The following is a 15647-nucleotide window of genomic DNA, read 5'->3' as shown; positions in this document are numbered from 1 at the left end:
CTCGGAGTATGGGCGAGCACAGCGGGTTGCGGGTGATTCCAGGCGGACGCGGCGAACAGCAGTCGCGGCCGGAACCACTCTGGCGGGAGGCGCTGGGTGAACGGCTGCGCGCGCTGCGCCTGGAACAGCGCTCTACCCTTGTCGACACCGCGGGGCGGGCGGGCATCTCGCCGCAGTACCTCTCCGAGGTCGAGCGCGGTCGCAAGGAGCCGTCGAGCGAGATGATCGCGGCCCTGGCCGGCGCCCTCGGTACTTCGCTGGGGGATCTCGTCGCGCAGGTAGCCGAATCCATGCGCAGGCACGCCCTCGTTCCGACGCGCGCGGTCGTGCTGGGCGGGCAACGCCAGATCGCCCCCTCGAGTTCCGCTCCTCTCGCGCTGGCCCCGAACGCCGTTCTGCTCGCCGCCTGATCGGCCCGCACCGGGGCGTGGTGATCAGCCGTCCACTGCCGCGCTCGTGCGGCCGGCGGCGATCTGGCTGCGGAGTAGGTCGACGATCGCGCTGACGGGAAGTTCGGGGTCGATCGCGCGCTGCACGCCGAGGCCGATACCGAGCGAGAGTAGTTGCAGCGCCGCATCTTCGGCGGGAAGTGGGAGTTCGAGGCCGAGTTGATCGGCCTGCGTCTGGATCACCGAGGCGAGCATCGCCGTCAGAGTGCGTCGGCGCTCGGCGAGTTCGGTGCGGATCTCGGGCATGTGCCGGGTGCTCGTCGCGAACTCGACTTCCAGCGCGGTCCAGCCGACATCGCCGATGTTCTCGTCGGCCCATCGCGCGAATCCTTCGATCCGCTCCGCCATGGTGTCGTGCGTCAGCATCGCGTCCACGAGCGACTGGGCGCGCTCCACGTGGACGACGTCGAGCACGGCCAGGCCCAATTCGTGCTTGGTGGCGAAGTTGGAGTACACCGCGCCCTTGGAGAATCCGGCCTCGGTAGCCACCTTCTCCAAGGGGGTCACGTTGTAGCCGTCGGCCATGAACAGCCGCTTGGCGGTCTCGACCAGTCGTTCACGCGTGAGAGCGTGCGACTCCTTGCGCGTCATCCTGGCCATGTGCAGGAGTTTAGCAAAATGGGCTACCGCTGGAATTCAAATACCGTTAGTATTCGAAATATGACTACACGACGTGGCGTAGCGATCGGCTGCGGTGGCCTGCTCGGCTTCGCCTGGACCGCCGTAGCCCTCGACGCCGTCGAACGCGCGCTGAACTGGGACATTCGCACCGCCGATGTTTTGATCGGCACCTCCGCGGGCGCGGAACTGGTAGCTGCCCTCGGCTCCGGGCGCGCCCCCGCCGACCTGCTCGCCGCACTCGACGCGTCCCCGGATGCCGACCCGATTCTGGCCGCGCACGTCGCCGTCGACCCCGGCAGATTTCCCCCGCTCCCGCGGCTCGGATTCCCCGGCTTCGGCCTGGTCGGCGCCGGTCTGCGCGCTCGTTCGCCCTACACCGCGCTGGCCGGACTCCTGCCGCGCGGCGGCGGCGACGCCGACTGGTTGCGTTCCTTCGGTCATGCGCTGGCCGGCCCGAGCGGCTGGGTGCGCCACCCCGCGACCTGGATAGTCGGCGCCGACGCGGCAACGGGTGCGCGAGTTGCCTTCGGAGCGGGTGACACTCGCATCGCGACGGCCGCCGGATCGGTCGCCGCCGGTACGCAGGCGGTCGATCTGGGTGATGCGATCGCCGCGTCCTGGGCCATCCCCGGTTGGTTCCCGCCCGTGCGGATAGGCGGCAAGAATTACGTCGACGGCGGTTCGGTGTCGTCGGTGTCGGCCGATCTGCTGGTGCCGCTGGACCTCGACGAGGTGGTGGTCATCGCCCCGATGACGTCCGAGGGCGGTGCACCGGCCACCGGCCTGAACCGGGTCGAACGCCTGCTCCGCACGCAGATGACCCGCGGCCTGGATCGCGAAGTCGCTCTGCTTCGCGCGGCGGGCACCCGCGTGATCCGCGTCGAGCCAGGTCCCGAGGAACTCGCCGCCATGGGCCCGAACTTCATGGATTCGGCCCGCCGACCGGCCACCATCGCCGCCGCCCGTCGCGGCGTCGCGGCCCGAGTCACCGAGGCGCTGCGCGTCTCCACCCTCGCGGGCCGACCCACATGATCCGCCCGACGCACCAGTTTTCGTTCGAAGGAGAAGTCGTATGAGCCGCCATCACGAGGTTGTTGTGATCGGAGCGGGGGTTTCCGGGATCTGTGCGGCGATCAAGTTGATCGAGGCCGGGGTCGAGGACGTGGTGATCGTCGAGAAGGCCGAAACCTTCGGCGGCACCTGGCGGGCCAACACCTATCCCGGGTGCGCGTGCGATGTTCCGTCCGGCCTGTACTCGTTCTCCTTCGCGCCGAACAGCGAGTGGTCGCGGCTGTTCGCGACCCAGCCCGAGATCCTCGACTACGTCGACCGGGTGGCGCGCGAGCACGGGCTGGCCGAACACACCCGCTTCGGGGTGGAAGTGGTCGGTTCGCGGTTCGATGAGACGGCGCAGCTGTGGCGGCTGGAAACCAGCGAGGGCCCGCTGAGTGCGCGCTTCGTCGTGTCGGCCGCGGGTCCGTGGAACGAACCACGCCTGCCCGAGATTGCGGGTCTGGCCGAATTCCCCGGCGAGGTCTTCCACTCCGCGCGCTGGAACCACGACTACGACCTGCGTGGCAAGCGGGTCGCGGTGGTCGGGTCCGGTGCGTCCGCGGTGCAGTTCGTGCCCGCGATCCAGCCCGAGGTCGCCGAACTGCACCTGTTCCAGCGCACCGCGCAGTGGGTGCTGCCGAAACTCGATCACCGCGTGCCCGGCTTCGAGAAGAAGGTGATGCGCCGATTCCCGTTCGCGCACAAGGCCTTGCGCGCGACCGAGTACGCGCTGATGGAAGGACTCGGGGTGGCGTTCCGGCATCCGCGGCCGCTGATGCAGACCGTGCAGGCCGTGGGTTCGGCGTATCTGCGTGCCGTGGTGCGTGATCCGGCACTGCGGGCGAAGCTGCGGCCGGACTATCTGCTCGGCTGCAAGCGAATCCTGTTCTCCAACAGCTATCTCCAGTCGCTGACCAAGAGCAATGTCGACGTACACGCCACCGGGGTCGCCGAATTCCGTGGCAACACCGTGGTCGGCGCCGACGGCACCACCGCCGAGGTCGACGCCGTCATCCTCGGCACCGGCTTCCACATCCTCGACACCCCGCTGGCCGACATCGTGCGTGGCGCCGACGGCCGCACGTTGGCCGAGCACTGGAAGGGCTCGCCCGAGGCCTACCTCGGCACCGTCACCACCGGTTTCCCGAATGCCTTCACCGTGCTCGGCCCCAGCCTCGGCACCGGCCACTCGTCGGCGTTCGCCATTCTCGAAGCCCAGGTCGCCTTCCTCGTCTCGGCGATAGAGCGGGCCCGCCGCGAAGGCTGGGCGGGGCTGGACGTGCGTCCCGAGGTGCAGGCGCGCTACGTCGACCAGGTGCAAACCGCGCTGGCGAGCACCGTCTACAACGCGGGCGGTTGCCACAGCTATTACATGGATGCCAACGGCCGCAACAGTTTCAGCTGGCCCTGGTCCACCGGGGAGCTCACCACTCGGGTCAGTGCGTTCGACCCGGCCGACTTCACCATCACCCACGACGCGACAGTGCCCGCATGAGCGACCGCGCGAACAACCGACGAGAGGCCACGACATGAGCTACCCACGGATCGACCTCGATGGCGCCACTATCGCGATCACCGGCGCCGCGCGCGGCATCGGACTCGCCACGGCCAAAGCCTTTGTCGAGCAGGGCGCCTACGTCGCGCTCGGTGACCTCGACGAAGCGCTGGCCGTGCAGGCCGCCGCCGAGATCGGTGACCACGCGATCGGCCACGCGCTCGATGTCACCGACAAGGCCTCCTACGCGGCGTTTCTCGATGCGACTGCCCAGTGGCGCGGCCCGCTGGACGTGCTGGTGAACAACGCCGGCGTGATGCCCAACGGCCCGTTCCTCGACCAGTCCGACCGCATCGACCAGCTCACGATGGACGTCAACGTCTACGGCGTCATCCACGGCATGCGCCTTGCCCTGCCCGCGATGGTCGCGCGGGGCTACGGCCACGTCGTGAACGTGGCTTCGCTGGCGGGCAAGTTCCCGATCAAGGGGCTGGCCGTGTACAACGCCAGCAAGTACGCGGTGGTCGGCCTGACCGCCGCCACCAGGCTGGAGATGGACGCCACCGGAGTCAGTGTGAGCGCGGTCCTTCCGTCGGCGGTGCGCACCGAACTCAGCTCCGGTATCGACTACGGCATCCTGCCCGCCGTCGACCCCGAAGACATCGCCGCCGCCGTGGTACGCACGGTCCGGACCCGCGCGGCCGAGACCGCGGTGCCCGGGTATGTCGGCGCGCTGGCCAACGCGTCCGGTCTCGTGCCGGAGCCGGTGATGCGGGCTTTGCGCAAGGTGGCCAACGACGACGCCGCCATCACCCGCGTCGACGACAACGCCCGTCGGGTGTACCTGGACCGCATCGAAAAGCAGTGAGGTAACCACCACTCGGGTGTCCGGCGGGGCGAACCGGAACTGCCACGCTGGACCATCACTGGTCGGGATTCGGATCGGATCCGGTCGACAGTGACTGTCCAGCGTGGTCGGCGAAGCGGGAGCGGGCGATCACTCGCGCTCGTGCAGGACCTGGTCGACCAGACCGTATTCGAGCGCGGTCTCGGCGGTGAAGACCCGGTCCCGGTCGGTATCGCGGCGCAGGGTTTCCGGAGTCTGGCCGGTGTGCCTGGACAGGATCGCCTCGATCGCCGCGCGCATCCGGACGATCTCGTCGGCCTGCAGGATCAGGTCGGGAATGGTGCCCTGGCCGCGAGTCGCGGGCTGGTGCAACACGATTCGGGTGTGCGGGAGCATCGCCCGATGACCGGCCGCGCCACCCGCGAGGAGAACCGCGCCGACCGCGATCGCCTGGCCCACGCAGGTGGTGTGCACCGGCGCCTTGATGAATCGCATGGTGTCGTAGACGGCGAGCATGGCGGACAGGTCGCCGCCTTCGCAGTTGATGTAGAGGCTGATCGCCTGGCCGGGACTGTCGGATTCCAGGTGCAGCAGCTGGGCGATGAGCGCGTTGGCGACGCCGGAGTCGATGGGGGTGCCCAGGTAGACGATGCGTTCGCTGAGCAGGTGCGAGTAGATGTCGGTGATCCGCTCGCCGCCGCCGCGATGCTGGGACACGACATTGGGAATCGTATAGGTCATGAGAGTGCCTTCCGGACGGTGCGGAACGAGGTGGAATGGGGCCGCGCGGCAACAACTCTCATGCGGTGATGCCGATGCGGTGGCGGTTCGGGACGACCTGATCGAAGGATTCGACGATGTGGTCGATGAACCCGTACTCGAGGGCCTGGGGTGCGGTGAACCAGCGGTCGTGCAGCGAGTCCTCGTAGACGCGGTCGAAAGGCTGGCCGGTGTCGTCGGCGATGAGGCCGAGCACGGTATCGACGGTGTAGCGCAGGTCATCGGCTTGCACCTCCACTTCCACCGCACTACCGCCGATGCCCGCCGATCCCTGGTGCATGAGGACGCGGGCGTGCGGCAGGGCGTACCGCTTTCCCGGTGCACCGGATGAGAGCAGGAATTGCCCTGCGCTGCAGGCCAATCCGAGCGCCAGGGTGGACACCTCGCACGGAACGAGCCGCATCACGTCGCGGATCGCCAGCATCGACGGCACCGAGCCGCCGGGAGAGTGGATCCACAGCGAGATCCCGGCCTCGGGGCTCTGGGCGCCGAGGGTGAGTAGTTGCGTGATGAGCAGGGTGCCGTTGTCGTCGTCGAGCGGGCCGTCGAGGACGAGGATCCGGCGGCCGAACAGTTGTTCGCGGGCTCGCCAGCTGAACATCGGGGTCTTGTCGTCGTGTGCCATGGGTCCACGGTGCCTCGCGCACACCCCCGCGCGCCGCCGTTGCTGCCCCCAGCAGATCCGCTCACAGCAGCAAGGCCGGCCGCCCGAAGCTCCACTGCAGGCACGGGCCTCGGAAGGCTCCGGACAGGGAAAGGGCCCGGTGGCGAAATCGCGCCACCGGGCCCTTCGGTCGAACTACTTGGCGTCGAATTCCCGTGCGCGCAGGGAGCGTTCGATGCCCGCTCGGCCCTCGGAGACCAGGCGGTACAGGGCGGGTGGGTGGTCGCCTGCCAGGAACTCGTCGGCCTTGGTGACGGCTTCCTCGCTGATCGCCCAGTGCGGGTACAGGCCGATCACGACGGTCTGGGCGACCTCGCTCGAGCGGCGGTCCCAGACGGCGGGGATCTCGGCGAAGTACTTGTCCACGTACGGTGCGAGCACTTCACCCTGGCCGGCGGGAGCGAACCCGCCGACGATCGCGCGGGCGGTGATGTTGGGCACCGAGTCGTCGCCCATCACCGTGTCCCAGGCCTGCGCCTTGACCTCGGGGATCGGGCGTGCGGTGGCCGCGGTGGCCGCCTGGCGTTTGCCCGCCGCGGTCGGGTCGCCTTGCAGTTCGGCGTCGATGGTCGGGGAGGCCGGACCGTCGGCGTCGATCCGGCCCGCGGCGGCCAGCGCGGTGATGACGCGCCAGCGCAGGTCGGTATCGACGGTGAGACCGGGCAGACCGGCCGCCGCCGGGTCGGCGTCGAGGAGCTGCGCCAGCACCTCGACGTGGCGCGATTCCAGCTTCGCCCCGGTCAGCGCGTTGACGAAGGCGAGCTGATGGTCCGAACCCGCCTCGGCGGCGCGGGCCAGCCCGAGCAGCCGGTCGGCGTAGGCCGCCCAGCCTTCCTGCTCGGCCCACACCGGATCGGCGTAGCTCGAGATGGCGGTGTTGGCCTGCATGAGCAGCCGCTGCACCACCCCGATCTCGGATTCGGAGCCGATCCCGCGCTGCACGAGTGCCACGAAATCGCGGGCCTTCATCTCGGCCTGGCGGGTCATCTCCCAGGCGGCCGACCAGGCCAGCGTGCGCGGCAGCGAGTCGGCGATGTCACCGACGCGCTGCACGACCACGTCGAGCGAATCGGCGTCCAGACGCAGCGAGCAGTAGGTGAGGTCGTCGTCGTTGACCAGCACCAGCGCACCGCGCGGCACGCCGACCAGCTCGGGCACCTCGGTGCGCCCGGTGGCGTCGAGGTCGAGTTCGACCCGGTCGGTGCGCACCAGCCTGCCGTCGACATCGTCGTAGACACCGATCGCGATGCGATGCACGCGGTACTCGCCCGCACCGGGCGCGGCACCTTCCTGCACGACCGCGAAGCTCGAGAACGTGCCGTCCGCCGCGACGGCGAAATCGGGGCGAAGGATGTTGAGGCCGGTGGTCTTGAGCCACTGCGCACCCCAGTCCGACAGGTCACGACCCGACGCCTTCTCCAGCGCCGCGAGCAGATCGTCGAACGTGGCGTTGCCGTAGGCATGTTCGGCGAAGTAGTCACGCAGGCCCGCCAGGAACGGCTGGAGTCCCACATAGGCGACGAGCTGCTTGAGCACCGAAGCGCCCTTGGCATAGGTGATTCCGTCGAAGTTGACCTCGACCGCGTGCAGGTCGGGGATGTCGGCGGCGATCGGGTGGGTCGAGGGCAGCTGGTCCTGGCGGTAGGCCCAGGACTTCTCCACATTCGCGAAGGTGGTCCAGGCGCTGGTGTATTCGGTGGCCTCGGCCTGGCACAGCACCGAGGCGAAGGTCGCGAACGACTCGTTCAGCCACAGGTCGTCCCACCACTTCATGGTGACGAGGTCGCCGAACCACATGTGCGCCATCTCGTGCAGCACGGTCTCGGCGCGACGCTCATAGGACGCGCGGGTCACCTTGGACCGGAACACGTAGTCCTCGAGGAAGGTGACAGCGCCCGCATTCTCCATCGCGCCCGCGTTGAACTCCGGCACGAACAGCTGGTCGTACTTGCCGAAGGCGTACGGCACGCCGAAGTTGTTGTGGTAGAACTCGAAACCCTGTTTGGTCTCGGTGAATAGCCGCTCGGCGTCCATGTGGTCGGCCAGCGACGCACGGCAGTACAGGCCGAGCGGGATCTCGCCGCTCGCGTCGGTGAAGGTGTCGGACCACTTCGCATACGGACCCGCGATCATGGCGACCAGGTAGGTGCTCATCCGCGGGGTGGTGGCGAACGTGTGGCGCACAACCGCGCCGACCTTGTGCTGTTCGATGTCGGCGCCGTTGGAGATGACCACCCAGTCCTCGGGCGCGGTGGCGACGATGTCGAAGGTGGCCTTGAGATCGGGCTGATCGAAGCAGGCGAACATCCGCTTGGCATCGGCGGTCTCGAACTGCGAGTACAGGTACACGTTGTCGTCGGTCGGATCCACGAAGCGGTGCAGACCCTCGCCGGTGTGCGAGTACTCGCAGTCGGCCTCGACCACCAGCTCGTTGTTCTCGGCCAGCTCCGGCAACGCGATCCCGGTCGACTCGTCATAGGAGCTCACATCGAGCGCGACGCCGTTGAGCACCGCCGATCGCACGCGCGGCGCGACCAGATCGATGTAGGTGGCGGCACCGGGGGTGGCGGTGAAGCTGACAGTGGTCTTCGACCCGAAGGTGTCCGACACCTCGGACCCCGCTCCGCGCGGCTGATCGGTGAGGTCGAGTTCGATCCGGTAGTTCTGCACGGCCACTACGGCCGCGCGTTCGACCGCCTGGTCGCGGGTGAGATTCGGGGCGGACATTGATCTCCTTCGTCGTCGACGAACACGGCACGGTAGTTCGGCGTCCACAATGCCACTTGCCGTCGGCGCCCGCTCACGAGTTTCCGCCGACGGGTGGGCCGGGTAGGCCTGATACCGGTTCCGGGCGGGCCGGTAGAGTTCGGGGAAACCCGCAGGTACCGCACCGGAGATTCGGAGGCTCGACGTTGAAGCATGTGCACGCCGGGAAAGTTCGTGACCTCTACGAGGACGGCGACACCCTGCTGCTCGTCGCGTCGGACCGGGTTTCGGTCTACGACGTGGTGCTGCCGACGCCGATTCCGGACAAGGGCGCGCTGCTGACGCAGCTGTCGAACTGGTGGTTCGAGTACTTCACCGGAATCCCGAATCACGTGGTCTCGGCGACCGACGTGCCCGCGGAGTTCGCAGGGCGCGGGATCCGGGTGAAGCCGTTGAAGATGCTGGCTGTCGAGTGCATCGCACGGGGGTATCTGACCGGGTCCGGCCTCGAGGAGTACCAGCGGTCGGGGACCGTGTCGGGGATCGCGCTGCCCGCGGGATTGCGTGACGGGGACAAGCTGCCGGAGCCGATCTTCACGCCGTCGACGAAGGCGTCCGAGGGACACGACGAGGCGATCAGTTTCGCCGACGTGGTGAACCAGGAGGGCCGTGAGGTCGCCGAGAAGCTGCGCGATCTGACCCTCGAGATCTACTCGCGCGGGGCCGAGCACGCGGCGAAGGCCGGCGTGATCGTGGCCGATACGAAGGTCGAATTCGGGTGGGACGGTGACGTTCTCACCCTCGGTGACGAGGTGCTGACCTCGGACTCCTCGCGCTTCTGGCCCGCCGACGAGTGGGAGCCGGGTCGCGCCCAGCGCTCCTTCGACAAGCAGTTCGTGCGCGACTGGTCGACCTCGACGGGCTGGAACAAGGAATACCCGGGCCCCGAGATCCCCGCCGACGTCGTCGAAGGCACTCGCCGCAAGTACGAAGAGGCCTACGAGCGGATCACCGGGCAGAAATGGGCAGGGATCCAGGCCTGACCCGAGGCGGGGCGCGTCCCGGCTGGGAGGACGCCGCCGGCCGCGCGGGTGCGGTGGCGGAGCACGTCAGTGCACGGGTGTGCCGACACCTTTGACCGCGCAGATGTGTTCCATGTTCTCGTTGCCCCAGGCCCCGAGGGTGACCAGCGCCGCGTTCAACGACACTCCGCGGTCGGTGAGTGAGTACTCGACCTTCGGGGGCACCTGCGCGTAGACCTGGCGGGCGATGATGCCGTCGTGCTCGAGTTCGCGTAGCTGCTGGATCAGCATCTTCTCGGTGACGCCGGGGACCAGGCGTTTCAGGTCGCCGAAGCGCTGGGTGCCGGTGGACAGGGCCCACAGGATCAGCGCTTTCCACTTGCCGCCGACGACGTCGAGCGCGGCATCGATACCGCAGGAATACGGACGCTCTCGCTGCTTCATGCACGCCTAACTTACTTTTTGGTAGGTATTGCACTTCATAGTCGGTACTTGTGAAGTCAAGCGTAACCCACGAATCTGGAAGAGCGTTGCCGACCGGCATCGAACGCTCTTCGAACGAGGGAAATCATGACCAACATGAGAGTGGTGCAACGGGTTTCGGTGATCGGCCTCGGTGCTATGGGCACCGCGCTGGCCAAGGCATTGCTGGCGGGCGGTCATGAGGTGACTGTCTGGAACCGCACCTCGGCGCGGGCCGAAGCGTTGGCGGCCTACGGCGCGAAGGTGGCGGCGAGCTCGGCCGAGGCGATGGCGGCGGCGGATCTGGTGATCCTGTGCGTGCTCGACGATGCCGCCGTGCGCGAGCACCTCGAACCGGCGGCGGCACAGGTGCGGGGCAAGGTGGTGGTGAACCTCACCACCACCTCGCCGGAGCAGGCTCGCGCGCTGGGCCGCTGGGCCGTGGCTCAGCAGGTGGAGCTGATCGACGGCGGCATCATGGCGGTACCCGAGATGATCGGCGGAACCGCGGCATTCGTGCTCTACAGCGGTGCGTCCGCCGGGTTCGAGCGCTTCCGCGCGGTGCTGGAGTTGTTCGGTCGCGCCGAATTCGTCGGCACGGATCTCGGCGCCGCCGCCATGTACGACGTCTCGATCCTCGGCGGCATGTACGCCATGTTCGCCGCATTCCGGCAGGGCGGCGCGATGGTTCGCTCCACCGGCGGCTCGGCGGCTCGCTTGGCCGCGTTGATGGGGCCCTTCCTGCAGGCGATGGCGAGCTTGCTCGAGGGGTACGCGCCCGGCATCGACAACCCGGCGGACTATGTGCAGCAGCAAAGCGACGAGTTCACCGCCGCCGCTATCGACCTGATCGACAAGTCCGCCGCTGAATCCGGCAACCCCACAGAGCTCTACGCAGTCCTGCGCGGGGCTCTCACCGGCCTGTGAATTGTCGTTGTATGCGGTTGGACCGGAAGCCGCGTTCGGGCCACCGGCCCGAACGCGCGGTGACCGGCGAGATGGTCACCGCGCGACGGCGCGGCACTTCGCTGATCAGGCGCTGACCAGGGCAGCGGCGAGCAAGTCGTCGACGAAGCTCTCGGCTTTCGCGTCGAAGGCGGCGTAGTGAGTGGTTCGCGCATCGCCGCTGATCGCCTCGCCGATCACGAGATTGCCTTCGGCGTCGAGACTTTGGGGCTGCTCCTCGGCATCGGGCAGCAGCCCGACGCGGGAGTCCGCGAAACCGCTGTAGTAGGCCAAGCCCTCGTTGAGCTGGGCTTCCAGCAGTTGCTGCATGCCGGGGATGATCGCGTCATCGGCGGTCGCACCGGCCAATCCGAGCCACAGGATGCGCTTGCCTGCCAGCCGCGGCTTGCTGCGGCCGTAGGCGAAACCGTAGTTCCATACGGCGTCGATCCAGCCCTTGAGCAGGGCGGGCACACTCTGCCAGTACACCGGGAACACCACGACCACCGCGTCGGCGGCCAGCATGCGCCGCATGTGCGCCTCGGCGGTGGGGGAGTAGACCTTGTCGCGATTGCCCCACTCGGGCTGGTCGGCCACGGTCATCCGCGGGTCGAAGTTCTCGGCGTGCAGGTCGAGGAAATCGACCGTGTACCCGGCGGCGGTGAGGCGGCCGACGGCGCGGTCGGCGACATGGGCGGACAGCGAGTCGGAGCGATGGTGGCCCAGGACCACGAGCGCGGTGGGGCCCGGCGCCGAGGTATCGGTGGCGCTCGATCCGGTGGTGGTCAGTTCGGCGGTGGCAGTCGTGGTGGCGGCGGACTGGGTCACGGTGAGCTCCTGTTCGATCGGGTGCGGGCTGGTCGGCCCGGTCGCTTCAGTCAACCGTGGATCGTGTGGACGATCTATGGGTGATCATCTCCAGTCGATAGGAATTCGTCTACGCTGGTGGCGTGGACCCGTTGAGTTCGTTGCTGAGCGGCATTCGTGCCGAAGGATCGGTCGTGGCCCATGCGGTCCTGCGACCACCCTGGACGATTCGTTTCGCCGACCGTGCGCCCTTGATCATGGTGACAGTGCTGCGTGGCGGCGGCACGCTGGTGCTCGCTGATGGATCACGCACGAGTCTGATCGCCGGTGACACCGCGCTCGTGCAGGCGGGTGAACCCTTCCACCTGGCAGACACGCCCGCCGCGCTCGACCGTCCACACGAGCGCTACGAGCTGTCCTGTTTCGTGCCGGACGGGTTCGGTCCCACCGACATCAGTTGTGCGACATCGGAATTGATCGTCACGCCGGCGACAACCGGTGCGCCAGGCGAGACTTCGCTGCTCGTCGGCGCCTATCGGGCATCGGGGCGACGCCACGAACGGCTGTTGCGAGCGCTACCGCAGGTGATGGTGGTCCACGAGGACCCGGAAATGTGTTTGTGGCTGGAACAATCCGCCGCCGACGCGGTCCGGTTCAGCGCGGGCTCGCAGGCGCTGATGGACCGGCTGCTGGACTGGGCGCTGGTCTGCACGCTGCGCTCCTGGCTCGCCGAACAGCAGCATTGCGCGCCCGCCTGGTACCGGGGGATGGCCGACCCGATCGTCGGCCCGGCGCTCACCGCCATCCACGACCGGCCGTTCCACCGCTGGACGGTGGCGAGCCTGGCCACCGAGGCGGCGGTCTCGCGCGCCCTGTTCGCTCGGCGCTTCACCGAGGTGATGGGCGAACCGCCACTGGCCTACCTCACCGAATGGCGCATGGCCGAAGCCGAAGAGCTGCTCGCCGACCCCGCGCGCAGCGTCGCCCAGGTGGCCACCACGGTCGGCTATTCCGACGCCTTCGGCTTCAGCGCGGCCTTCAAACGACTACGCGGCACAAGCCCCACCGAGTTCCGGGCCGCGCTGGTGTAGGACGGGCATCGTGTTCGATGCCCGCCCTGTGTGCCCGCCGGCAGGTGGGTCAGTTCCTCGGCGTGAGCAGGACCAAGGGGATCTCGCGCGTGGTTTTCGTCTGATAGTCGGCGTAGCCCTTGTAGGCCTCGGTGACCCGGGGCCACAGTGCCGCGCGTTCGTCGGGGGTGGCGACGTGGGCTGTCATCGGGCGCACGGGGCCGTTGCGCAGTGACACCTCGACGTTCGGGTTGTCGCGCAGGTTCACGAACCAGGCGGGATGGGTGGGGTCCCCGCCGCGGGAGGCGACGACGACGATCGTGTCGCCGTCGATGATCGGCGCGGTCAGCATGACCTTGCGCGGCTCGCCGGATTTGCGGCCGATCGTGGTGAGTTGCAGGGACGGCATTCCGAAGAACGAGTTGCCGATGCGTCCGCCGGTCACCGTGAGCAGGGTGCGGTGGACTCTGTTCATGATCTTCAGCTGCAGGTCGCTGGGCATAGCTGAAATCTACCCCGATCTCAGTGCAGTTGATCGGTGAGGCGGTCGAGGAAGGGGCGCTGGCCTTTGCCGAGCTTTTCCTGCGCCGTGGCGGGGGCGAACCAGTCCGCCCGGTCGATCTCGGGGAATTCCGCGACCTTGCCCGACCGCGGCGGCCACTCCATCTCGAAGGTGCCCGGCACGACATCGGCCGGGTCGAGGTCGCCCTCGACCGCCCACACGGTGAGGTACTTGCGCTTGGTCCCGCTGCGATAACTCACCTCACCGAGGTCCATCCACTCGCCCTCGGGCACCGGCAGCCCGAGTTCCTCGGTGAACTCCCGCCGGGCGGCCTCGCGCGCGGACTCTTCCTCGGACAGGTACTCGCCCTTGGGGATCGACCATGCCGACGCGTCCTTCTTCGCCCACAGCGGCCCACCCATATGCCCGAGCAGGACCTCGATTCCGGCCTCGACGCGGCGATACACCAGCACGCCCGCACTGAAAACGTCCGTCATCAAAGCGAGTCTGCCAGGCACCGGCTCGCTCGACGCCGCCAGCCTGGGTGACGTCGAAAACGGGCTGTACCACCGGCGAATTCGGGGTCGGACGACAGCTCCTGAGGTCACGCGCCGCCCGCTCGCAGACGTGCGGCGCGCAGCAACAGGTAGTCGCGTTCGGGCACGCTGGCGGTCTGTCTGGCCGCCCGCTGGTATTCGCGCACGGCCGCGGCCTGCTCGCCTGCCATTTCGTGAAGATGCCCGCGCACGGCGGCGAGGCGGTGCGAGCGTGCCAGCGGTTCGGCGACGCTGTCGGCCACCGCCAGCCCCGCGGCCGGACCGTGCACCATCGCGGTGGCGACCGCGCGGTTGAGGGTGATCATCGGGTTGGGGGTCAGACGTTCGATCATGGTGTAGAGCTGCAGGATTCGCGTCCAGTCGGTGTCCTCGGGGCGTCGGGCCTGCGCATGCAGAGCCGCGATGGCGGCCTGCATCTGGTAGAGACCCGTCAGCCCGGCGGGCATGGTCGCGGTGAGCAGGCGAAGACCCTCGGTGATCTGGGTGCGGTCCCAGCGGGAGCGGTCCTGTTCGGTGAGCGGGATCAGCTCGCCGTGCGGACCGGAGCGGGCGGCGCGGCGGGCGTCGGTGAGCAGCATCAGCGCGAGAAGACCGGTGACCTCCGCGTTCTCCGGGAGCAGCGTGCGCAGCGCGCGCGTGAGCCGGATCGCTTCCGCCGACAGGTCCCCGCGACGCAACCCCGTTCCGGCGGTGCTGGTGTGCCCCTCCGTGAAGATCACGTACAGCACCTGCAGCACCGCACTCACCCGGGTGCTGTCGTGCGCGCCGTCGGCGAACGGCCGATCCGATTCGGCCAGACGCTTCTTCGCCCGCGAGATACGTTGGCCCATCGTCGATTCCGGGACGAGGAAGGCCGCCGCGATCTCGGCGGTACTCAGGCCGCCGACGGCCCGCAGCGTCAGGGCCACCGCTCCGGCGGGCGGCAAGTCGGGATGGCAGCACAGGAAGTACATGTCGAGGGTGTCATCGCTACCGACTGCCTCGACGGGAACATCCCGCACGAAAACCGTGGTCTCCCTGCGTCGCCGCGCCACCTCGGCGCGCACCGCGTCGGCCATCCGCCGCTGCGCGACCTGGATCAGCCAGCCGCGCGGATTGTCCGGAAGTCCGTCGCGATCCCACTGGGTCGCCGCCGCGAGCAGCGCGTCCTGCACCGAATCCTCGGCGAGGTCGAAATCGCCGAAGCGGCGGACCAATACGCCGAGGACCTGCGGCGAGAGTTCACGCAGCAGGTCCTCGATACGCGGAGTCAGCGTCTCGCCTCAGGCCACGTCGGGCGCGCTCATGATCTGGCGCACCTCGATGTATTCCCCGATCGGCTTGCCGCCGGGGCCCGGCGCCGCGGAGGCCTGCGCGGCGATCTCGACCGCGCGCTCGACAGAATCGACATCGACCACCCAGAAACCGGCCAGGAACTCCTTGGTCTCCGGGAAAGGCCCGTCGGTCACGACCGGCGCCGAGCGACCGTCGGAGCACACGATCATCGCCTGATCGGGTGCCGCCAGGCCCTGCGCGTCGACGAGTTCGCCCGCGGCGGCGAGTTGTTCGCCCAGTGCCCGCTGGAAGTCGATGTGGGCAGCGATGTCCTCGGGCGCCCACTCCGGCAGCGGGATGTCGCAGTAGGCGGTCTCGGAATAGGTCTTGACCAGCATGAATTTCATGGTTCG

16 protein-coding genes and 1 pseudogene are annotated in these 15647 nt (G+C 68.4%); 7 read left to right on the top strand and 10 right to left on the bottom strand.

Annotation, left to right across the window (positions count from 1 at the left end):
- Nucleotides 1–8 precede the first annotated feature (8 nt).
- Nucleotides 9–410, top strand: a complete 402-nt coding sequence (locus tag ACWF99_RS29890; RefSeq protein ID WP_378659471.1) for a helix-turn-helix domain-containing protein — start codon at nucleotides 9–11, stop codon at nucleotides 408–410.
- A gap of 24 nt (nucleotides 411–434) precedes the next feature.
- On the opposite strand, the gene ACWF99_RS29885 is transcribed toward ACWF99_RS29890, so the two are convergent.
- Entirely contained in the window at nucleotides 435–1049 is a 615-nt protein-coding gene (locus ACWF99_RS29885) for a TetR/AcrR family transcriptional regulator (protein WP_378629935.1), read from the bottom strand.
- A gap of 60 nt (nucleotides 1050–1109) precedes the next feature.
- Between ACWF99_RS29885 and ACWF99_RS29880 the strand changes: the two genes are divergently transcribed.
- The 3 genes and pseudogenes from ACWF99_RS29880 (at nucleotide 1110) to ACWF99_RS29870 (ending at nucleotide 4486) form a co-directional block, all read left to right on the top strand.
- Nucleotides 1110–2102 (top strand): patatin-like phospholipase family protein, encoded by a 993-nt coding sequence (locus ACWF99_RS29880; protein WP_452538012.1) that lies wholly within the window; start codon nucleotides 1110–1112, stop codon nucleotides 2100–2102.
- 40 nt (nucleotides 2103–2142) lie between these two features.
- Nucleotides 2143–2802, top strand: a pseudogene (locus tag ACWF99_RS29875) (flavin-containing monooxygenase); the annotation flags it as partial.
- Between the two features lie 850 nt (nucleotides 2803–3652).
- On the top strand, nucleotides 3653–4486 hold the full coding sequence (locus ACWF99_RS29870) for an SDR family oxidoreductase (RefSeq protein ID WP_378659462.1): 834 nt from the start codon (nucleotides 3653–3655) through the stop codon (nucleotides 4484–4486).
- Nucleotides 4487–4615: 129 nt separating this feature from the next.
- Here ACWF99_RS29870 and ACWF99_RS29865 read toward each other — a convergent pair whose 3' ends face one another.
- The 3 genes from ACWF99_RS29865 to pepN all read right to left on the bottom strand — a co-directional run bounded on the left by ACWF99_RS29865 (nucleotide 4616) and on the right by pepN (nucleotide 8636).
- Nucleotides 4616–5206, bottom strand: coding sequence for a ClpP family protease (locus ACWF99_RS29865; RefSeq protein ID WP_378659459.1), 591 nt, complete (start codon nucleotides 5204–5206; stop codon nucleotides 4616–4618).
- A gap of 58 nt (nucleotides 5207–5264) precedes the next feature.
- Nucleotides 5265–5870 carry a ClpP family protease gene (locus ACWF99_RS29860; RefSeq protein WP_378629942.1) on the bottom strand — a complete coding sequence of 202 codons (606 nt, stop codon included), beginning with the start codon at nucleotides 5868–5870 and terminating at the stop codon, nucleotides 5265–5267.
- Between the two features lie 174 nt (nucleotides 5871–6044).
- Nucleotides 6045–8636, bottom strand: coding sequence for an aminopeptidase N (gene pepN / locus ACWF99_RS29855; RefSeq protein ID WP_452538011.1), 2592 nt, complete (start codon nucleotides 8634–8636; stop codon nucleotides 6045–6047).
- A 185-nt stretch (nucleotides 8637–8821) separates the two neighbouring features.
- On the opposite strand from pepN, the gene ACWF99_RS29850 reads away from it, so the two are divergent.
- Nucleotides 8822–9658 (top strand): phosphoribosylaminoimidazolesuccinocarboxamide synthase, encoded by an 837-nt coding sequence (locus tag ACWF99_RS29850; RefSeq protein ID WP_452538010.1) that lies wholly within the window; start codon nucleotides 8822–8824, stop codon nucleotides 9656–9658.
- Nucleotides 9659–9724: 66 nt separating this feature from the next.
- Here ACWF99_RS29850 and ACWF99_RS29845 read toward each other — a convergent pair whose 3' ends face one another.
- On the bottom strand, nucleotides 9725–10081 hold the full coding sequence (locus ACWF99_RS29845) for a winged helix-turn-helix transcriptional regulator (RefSeq protein WP_452538009.1): 357 nt from the start codon (nucleotides 10079–10081) through the stop codon (nucleotides 9725–9727).
- Nucleotides 10082–10207: 126 nt separating this feature from the next.
- Between ACWF99_RS29845 and ACWF99_RS29840 the strand changes: the two genes are divergently transcribed.
- The gene (locus tag ACWF99_RS29840; RefSeq protein WP_452538008.1) at nucleotides 10208–11026 is read left to right on the top strand and encodes an NAD(P)-dependent oxidoreductase; all 819 of its coding nucleotides are present in this window, start codon (nucleotides 10208–10210) and stop codon (nucleotides 11024–11026) included.
- Between the two features lie 105 nt (nucleotides 11027–11131).
- Here ACWF99_RS29840 and ACWF99_RS29835 read toward each other — a convergent pair whose 3' ends face one another.
- Nucleotides 11132–11926, bottom strand: coding sequence for an NAD(P)H oxidoreductase (locus ACWF99_RS29835; RefSeq protein ID WP_378629950.1), 795 nt, complete (start codon nucleotides 11924–11926; stop codon nucleotides 11132–11134).
- 68 nt (nucleotides 11927–11994) lie between these two features.
- Between ACWF99_RS29835 and ACWF99_RS29830 the strand changes: the two genes are divergently transcribed.
- Nucleotides 11995–12942, top strand: coding sequence for an AraC family transcriptional regulator (locus ACWF99_RS29830; RefSeq protein ID WP_378659444.1), 948 nt, complete (start codon nucleotides 11995–11997; stop codon nucleotides 12940–12942).
- A gap of 49 nt (nucleotides 12943–12991) precedes the next feature.
- On the opposite strand, the gene ACWF99_RS29825 is transcribed toward ACWF99_RS29830, so the two are convergent.
- The 4 genes from ACWF99_RS29825 to ACWF99_RS29810 all read right to left on the bottom strand — a co-directional run bounded on the left by ACWF99_RS29825 (nucleotide 12992) and on the right by ACWF99_RS29810 (nucleotide 15641).
- Nucleotides 12992–13423, bottom strand: coding sequence for a nitroreductase family deazaflavin-dependent oxidoreductase (locus tag ACWF99_RS29825; RefSeq protein WP_378629953.1), 432 nt, complete (start codon nucleotides 13421–13423; stop codon nucleotides 12992–12994).
- A gap of 20 nt (nucleotides 13424–13443) precedes the next feature.
- On the bottom strand, nucleotides 13444–13920 hold the full coding sequence (locus ACWF99_RS29820) for an NUDIX domain-containing protein (RefSeq protein WP_452538007.1): 477 nt from the start codon (nucleotides 13918–13920) through the stop codon (nucleotides 13444–13446).
- A gap of 107 nt (nucleotides 13921–14027) precedes the next feature.
- The gene (locus ACWF99_RS29815) at nucleotides 14028–15176 is read right to left on the bottom strand and encodes an RNA polymerase sigma factor (RefSeq protein WP_452538006.1); all 1149 of its coding nucleotides are present in this window, start codon (nucleotides 15174–15176) and stop codon (nucleotides 14028–14030) included.
- Nucleotides 15177–15242: 66 nt separating this feature from the next.
- Nucleotides 15243–15641 (bottom strand): YciI family protein, encoded by a 399-nt coding sequence (locus ACWF99_RS29810; RefSeq protein WP_266298409.1) that lies wholly within the window; start codon nucleotides 15639–15641, stop codon nucleotides 15243–15245.
- Nucleotides 15642–15647: the final 6 nt, after the last annotated feature.

Source organism: Nocardia sp. NPDC055002 (genome assembly GCF_053608825.1).
This window is presented reverse-complemented; position numbering and strand designations above follow the sequence as displayed.

Coding starts and splice junctions, on each gene's coding strand:
- ACWF99_RS29880 (WP_452538012.1), top strand. CDS start 1,110: ATGACTACACGACGTGGCGTAGCGATCGGCTGCGGTGGCCTGCTCGGC.
- ACWF99_RS29885 (WP_378629935.1), bottom strand. CDS start 1,049: ATGGCCAGGATGACGCGCAAGGAGTCGCACGCTCTCACGCGTGAACGA.
- ACWF99_RS29870 (WP_378659462.1), top strand. CDS start 3,653: ATGAGCTACCCACGGATCGACCTCGATGGCGCCACTATCGCGATCACC.
- ACWF99_RS29860 (WP_378629942.1), bottom strand. CDS start 5,870: ATGGCACACGACGACAAGACCCCGATGTTCAGCTGGCGAGCCCGCGAA.
- ACWF99_RS29820 (WP_452538007.1), bottom strand. CDS start 13,920: ATGACGGACGTTTTCAGTGCGGGCGTGCTGGTGTATCGCCGCGTCGAG.
- ACWF99_RS29890 (WP_378659471.1), top strand. CDS start 9: ATGGGCGAGCACAGCGGGTTGCGGGTGATTCCAGGCGGACGCGGCGAA.
- ACWF99_RS29840 (WP_452538008.1), top strand. CDS start 10,208: ATGACCAACATGAGAGTGGTGCAACGGGTTTCGGTGATCGGCCTCGGT.
- ACWF99_RS29845 (WP_452538009.1), bottom strand. CDS start 10,081: ATGAAGCAGCGAGAGCGTCCGTATTCCTGCGGTATCGATGCCGCGCTC.
- ACWF99_RS29810 (WP_266298409.1), bottom strand. CDS start 15,641: ATGAAATTCATGCTGGTCAAGACCTATTCCGAGACCGCCTACTGCGAC.
- pepN (WP_452538011.1), bottom strand. CDS start 8,636: ATGTCCGCCCCGAATCTCACCCGCGACCAGGCGGTCGAACGCGCGGCC.
- ACWF99_RS29825 (WP_378629953.1), bottom strand. CDS start 13,423: ATGCCCAGCGACCTGCAGCTGAAGATCATGAACAGAGTCCACCGCACC.
- ACWF99_RS29865 (WP_378659459.1), bottom strand. CDS start 5,206: ATGACCTATACGATTCCCAATGTCGTGTCCCAGCATCGCGGCGGCGGC.